The sequence below is a fragment of the Limnospira sp. PMC 1279.21 genome (assembly GCF_032349615.1).
Lineage (GTDB): Bacteria > Cyanobacteriota > Cyanobacteriia > Cyanobacteriales > Microcoleaceae > Limnospira > Limnospira fusiformis.
The window spans coordinates 4,004-8,678 of the sequence record NZ_JARPLU010000179.1 but is presented as its reverse complement, the minus strand read 5'-3'; the positions used below and the strand labels follow the sequence as shown (position 1 = coordinate 8,678).

General features: G+C 45.3%; 4 protein-coding genes and 1 pseudogene. 4 read left to right on the top strand and 1 reads right to left on the bottom strand.

What is annotated here, in order from left to right:
- Nucleotides 1-325: 325 nt before the first annotated feature.
- Both P5683_RS20330 and P5683_RS20325 read left to right on the top strand, forming a co-directional pair.
- Nucleotides 326-919 carry a T9SS type A sorting domain-containing protein gene (locus tag P5683_RS20330; RefSeq protein WP_006620680.1) on the top strand — a complete coding sequence of 198 codons (594 nt, stop codon included), beginning with the start codon at nt 326-328 and terminating at the stop codon, nt 917-919.
- A gap of 39 nt (nt 920-958) precedes the next feature.
- Nucleotides 959-1,984, top strand: a pseudogene (locus P5683_RS20325) (DUF2891 domain-containing protein).
- A 2-nt stretch (nt 1,985-1,986) separates the two neighbouring features.
- Here P5683_RS20325 and P5683_RS20320 read toward each other — a convergent pair.
- Entirely contained in the window at nt 1,987-3,135 is a 1,149-nt protein-coding gene (locus P5683_RS20320; protein WP_006620678.1) for a HetZ-related protein 2, read from the bottom strand.
- Nucleotides 3,136-3,243: 108 nt separating this feature from the next.
- Between P5683_RS20320 and P5683_RS20315 the strand changes: the two genes are divergently transcribed.
- Both P5683_RS20315 and P5683_RS20310 read left to right on the top strand, forming a co-directional pair.
- Nucleotides 3,244-4,131, top strand: a complete 888-nt coding sequence (locus P5683_RS20315) for a YihY/virulence factor BrkB family protein (RefSeq protein WP_006620677.1) — start codon at nt 3,244-3,246, stop codon at nt 4,129-4,131.
- Between the two features lie 148 nt (nt 4,132-4,279).
- Nucleotides 4,280-4,534 carry a 2TM domain-containing protein gene (locus P5683_RS20310; protein WP_006620676.1) on the top strand — a complete coding sequence of 85 codons (255 nt, stop codon included), beginning with the start codon at nt 4,280-4,282 and terminating at the stop codon, nt 4,532-4,534.
- Nucleotides 4,535-4,675 lie beyond the last annotated feature (141 nt).

Here is a 4,675-nt window from a genome sequence, read left to right as displayed (position 1 = left end):
AAAGGCTATAGCTGGTCAGCTACCTGAAAGGGGGGCACGAAGCCCCCGTGCTTCAGTCGGGGGTGCTGACTCCACGGGAATAATCGCTTCTGATATGGGTGAGTTGGCTGCCCTGGGTGAGAATGATTATCATTGTAGACAATTTTAGCACCAAGTGACGGCGACAAGACTTGAAAAATGATTAAAAATCTCAGACTGGGGTCTGGGGGACGATTAAGCTGCGGTAGATCAACAGAAATAATTAATTTGGTGTGGAATGCTATATAATGTGTAAACTGTGGTATAATGCCATAAGAAGTTTAACCGAAAACTTGGGGCTATAATTATGGCTGCTGCCATCACTTTTGCACTGGGAAATTTAGCTGATCATGCCGTTTATGTGGGGTTTATGGGGAAAGATGCCATAGACATCTATACCTTTAATCATCCGGTGAAGGGACGGTTAAATTGTTCTGTGGAGGGCTTTAGTGCTGGGGTGGAATTGCGACTAAAAACGGCTAGGGGTCGCCTGGTAAGTCGCCAATTAGTGCAGCCGAATGAAGGGTCGGCGATCGCCTTTAATTTACCGGCTGGTGTTTATGTGCTAGAAATAGCCGCCGCCGATGGAAATACTACCTATCAATTAACTCTACAACAGGAACGCGACCTGGCAGCGACGGAAACAATTATTATTAACCCTTCAAGGCTGCGACCCGGCGATAGACCGCTAAAACCAAGTCGCCAATCCCCCAAAACGGCTATTTTGGCGAGTTTAGGGATGAGGATAAAAGGGAGAATTTGGCAGTTATTCAATGCCCAAAATATGACCAACTTGGGGAATTTTAGAAGATGTATATTTAGGAGCGATCGCTTATTGGCTTTAGCCAGAGGTCATCCCAATTTACCTATTAGGTGTTGGGAATATATACCGACTGGTTAAATCCCCGGAATGTTCACTGCTAAGACTTGATAAAGATTCGTGAAAACTGACCAGGTTAATCCCACAGCGATCGCTCCTTTTGTGAGATGTGCTTTAGGGTGTATCAATAGGGAATATCCCCATGTACATTTCTATGGTTTATCAGAGGAAACTGATTTAGTTCCTCATCGTCAACTCAACCCAGCCTTTTATGGTTGTTTGGACTGGCATTCTGCAGTTCATAATCATTGGCTGTTAGTGCGGGTGATGCGTTGTTTTCCGGGAGTGGAATTTAGGGAAGAAGCCAGGGAAAAAGTCAGCCAAAACTTGACCCCAGAAGCGATCGCTCAAGAAGCCGACTATCTGAAAGATAGACCAGAGTTTGAGTGTCCCTATGGTTTGGCGTGGTTATTACAATTAACCGCCGAATTGCGAGGATGGAATGATAGCCAGGGAAAACAGTGAGGGGAAATACTGCAACCCTTAGAAGAAGTAGCAGTTAATAACCTGCGACAATGGCTGTTAGATTTAGCCTTTCCTAACCGCAGTGGGACCCATATTCAAACCGCCTTTGCTATGGGTTTAATCTGGGATTGGTCTAAAACTACCGATAATCAGGATCTGGCTGGTTTACTGAAAGAACGAGCTAAGATGTTTTATCATGGCGATCGCAACTATCCCTTACACATTGAACCTCTCGGCTGTGATTTCCTGTCTCCGACCCTAGCGGAAGCCGATTTAATGAGGCGTTTTTTAGATGCTGAAAACTTCGCCAATTGGCTGGGGGAATTTCTCCCAAACATCCCAGAAACCCCGGAAATAGACTGGTTATCTCCAGTAATTCCCAGCAACCCCACCGACTATCAACAATCCCATTTTGATGGTCTCAACCTAAGTCGCGCTTGGATGTTAGAGGGAATTATCGCGGGACTTCCCCCCGATGATCGACGCATTAACAGTTTACAAGCCGTGGCGGCGGTACATCGTCGAGTAGGGTTAAAACCGGTTTCTCTGTGTGATTACGCCGGAAGTCATTGGTTGGGGAGTTTTGCGGTTTATTTATTAACCCAAAGGGGGTTAAGATAAATTTAGGCTGTGGGGGGGTTGTCGCTATTGCGAATAACCTGGGCGGCGAGGTAAATTTTTGACCATTCACTGTATATCCGGGAAACTTTGGTTTTGAGGGTTTTGGCGATCGCATCAATAGAATTATTAGCTTTGAGGAGATCAATAAGGCGACGTTGAGTAGGGGTCAAATCCTGATAAAACTTTTCCCACTGAGAGGGAGTCAGACCGAGGCGATGGTTAGCCAGGGAAATTCCCAGCCAGTCCATAACCAATTCTGGGGCGATTTTGACAGCAAAGTTGCGGATCGCATGATAACCGACCTTTTCCCGCATTCGATATACCTGTTTGATGGGTAGCTGCAACTTTTCGGCGATCGCCTCTTGAGTGTAGCCCCGCAGGTATAATTCTAGCCATTGAGCGGCGATCGGATCGACATTTTCCCGGAGATAGGTTTGAAACTCTTTTTGGATGAATACCCGCTGGGCTTTTTGTTCCTCCAAATACTGAGACTCCTGATATTGAGCGATCGCCGAATCATCCAATAGGCTGATCGGTTCATCGTGATCTCCCAACACAATTTCCTCAGAGACTTGTTTAACCCACTCTCCTGTCGGAACCTGAGTCAGTCCCCCCCGGTGAGACCGATAAAGATAGTTAACAAACCGATAAACCAGTAGGGGTTGATTGCGAATGGGACGCAGACAATATTCCTCAACTGTGGTCAATAACAAACTATTACGCAGTCGCGGATCGTCTGTACATTCAGCGATCCACTGAATTTGCTGTTTAAGATAGCGATCGCGATCCAACATATTTTGGATGATCTCTTGTAGGACATCCACCACCTGACGTTGGCGATCGCGACTGGTAGCGACCCAAGTTTGAATTTTCTGACGCAGGATCACCAAACCCCCCAAACGTTGCATCAAATTCCGATAGGCTTGATCTGAGGAAACCCCCCAATAACGTTCTTTCAGAATCCGATAACGAAAATTTAACCCAGCTTCCAAGGCAGGACGGCGATCGGGTTCTAAACTATCCCAGCGATCGGGATTTTCTCCCAACAGCCAAACCACCACACTAGACCAAGTATCAGGACTAGCTTGAGGATAATCATTCTGTAAGCGGGAAAGCCAATGCTTTTCCAAAGTTTGACAGTATCTCAACAACTTTCACCAAAGCCAACCAAACACCTATGCTACCATTAACAGATAATGAATACCATCTGATTCCAGGTTAGTGGAGTTTTTGTTGATTCATCAAATAGGGTATTAGCCGTGAATCTAGCTACTGTCAAAAGTTTGTTAAAAGAAACCATCACCGAATGGCAAAAAGACAAAGTTCCCATTCTCGCCGCCGCCTTAGCCTATTATATGGTATTTTCCCTAGCCCCTTTGTTAATGATTGTCATTGCTGTAGCTGGTTCCATTGTCGGGGAAGCCGTAGCCCAAAAAGAAGTTATTGAGCAACTAGAAACTTTGATGGGTGAACAAGGAGCCTCAGTCATTGCCAATGCTATCCAATCTCAATTTCAGCCTAGTTCTAGCATAATCACCACCATCATTGGTGTAGTGACTCTCCTATTTGCGGCTACCACAATATTTGCTCAATTAAAAGAATCCCTCAATATAATTTGGCACGTTGAAGTCAGACCCGGGCAAGGAATCTGGGAATTTATCCGCAGCCGAATCCTCTCAGTCATCATGGTGTTAATTGTCGGGTTATTGCTGCTAATGTCCCTAGGAATTAGCTCATTTTTGGCGGGAATGAGTGACTGGTTAGATAAGGTAGTATCCATTCCCAGCCTATTGCGATCGCTCATAGATAATGGCGTTTCTTTTATTTTAATCACCATCTTATTTGGTCAAATATATCGAATTTTACCAGATGTCAAAATTGCCTGGTCAGACGTAGCCGTTGGTTCAGGTATTACCGCGATTTTATTTATTATCGGTCGCACCTTAATTAGTTTCTATTTAGGACGTGCTACTGTAGCTTCTGCTTACGGTGCCGCCAGTTCCTTCGTCGTCCTTCTGCTGTGGATCTTCTATTCTTGTCAAATCTTTCTATTAGGGGCAGAACTCACTAAAATATGGTCAAGGCGATATGGTTCCCAAATTCGCCCTAGTTCCAACGCCGTTATGACTAAAAATTACCGTCCCTAGCAGTCCCCAAAAGCCATCAAACCGCCGTGTTTTCCCCTTTCCCCAGCACTCTCCCAGAGTCAGAGGGGGGGAATGTACCATAATTAAATGTCAAAACAGCCATTTTCCTCTACAATAGGTAAATGCAAATGCTAAGGATGTAAACTCCATGCCTCCCCGTTGGCCCCGTGAACCCGATCGCCAAGATCCCGACTACCGTCGTTTAGACGATCGCATGAATTTCGCCGTCCATGTAGCCATTTTCGCCGCCTGCAACTCAGGACTGTGGTTTTTTCACAACCTATCTCAAGCCTCATGGTCTTGGGCGGTTTGGGTAACAGGCATTTGGGCATTAATATTATTAGCGCACATGGTCTATATTTTTGCCATTGCCGACTATACTTCCGCCCGCATTAACAATTAATAATTAATAATTAATAATTAATAATTAATTGTAGGTTGGGTGTAGGAGTAGGTTGGGTGTAGGAGTAGGTTGGGTGAAACCCAACAGAGTAGGTTGGGTGTAGGAGTAGGTTGGGTGAAACCCAACAGAGTAGGTTGGGTG

Coding starts and splice junctions, on each gene's coding strand:
- P5683_RS20310 (WP_006620676.1), top strand. CDS start 4,280: ATGCCTCCCCGTTGGCCCCGTGAACCCGATCGCCAAGATCCCGACTAC.
- P5683_RS20330 (WP_006620680.1), top strand. CDS start 326: ATGGCTGCTGCCATCACTTTTGCACTGGGAAATTTAGCTGATCATGCC.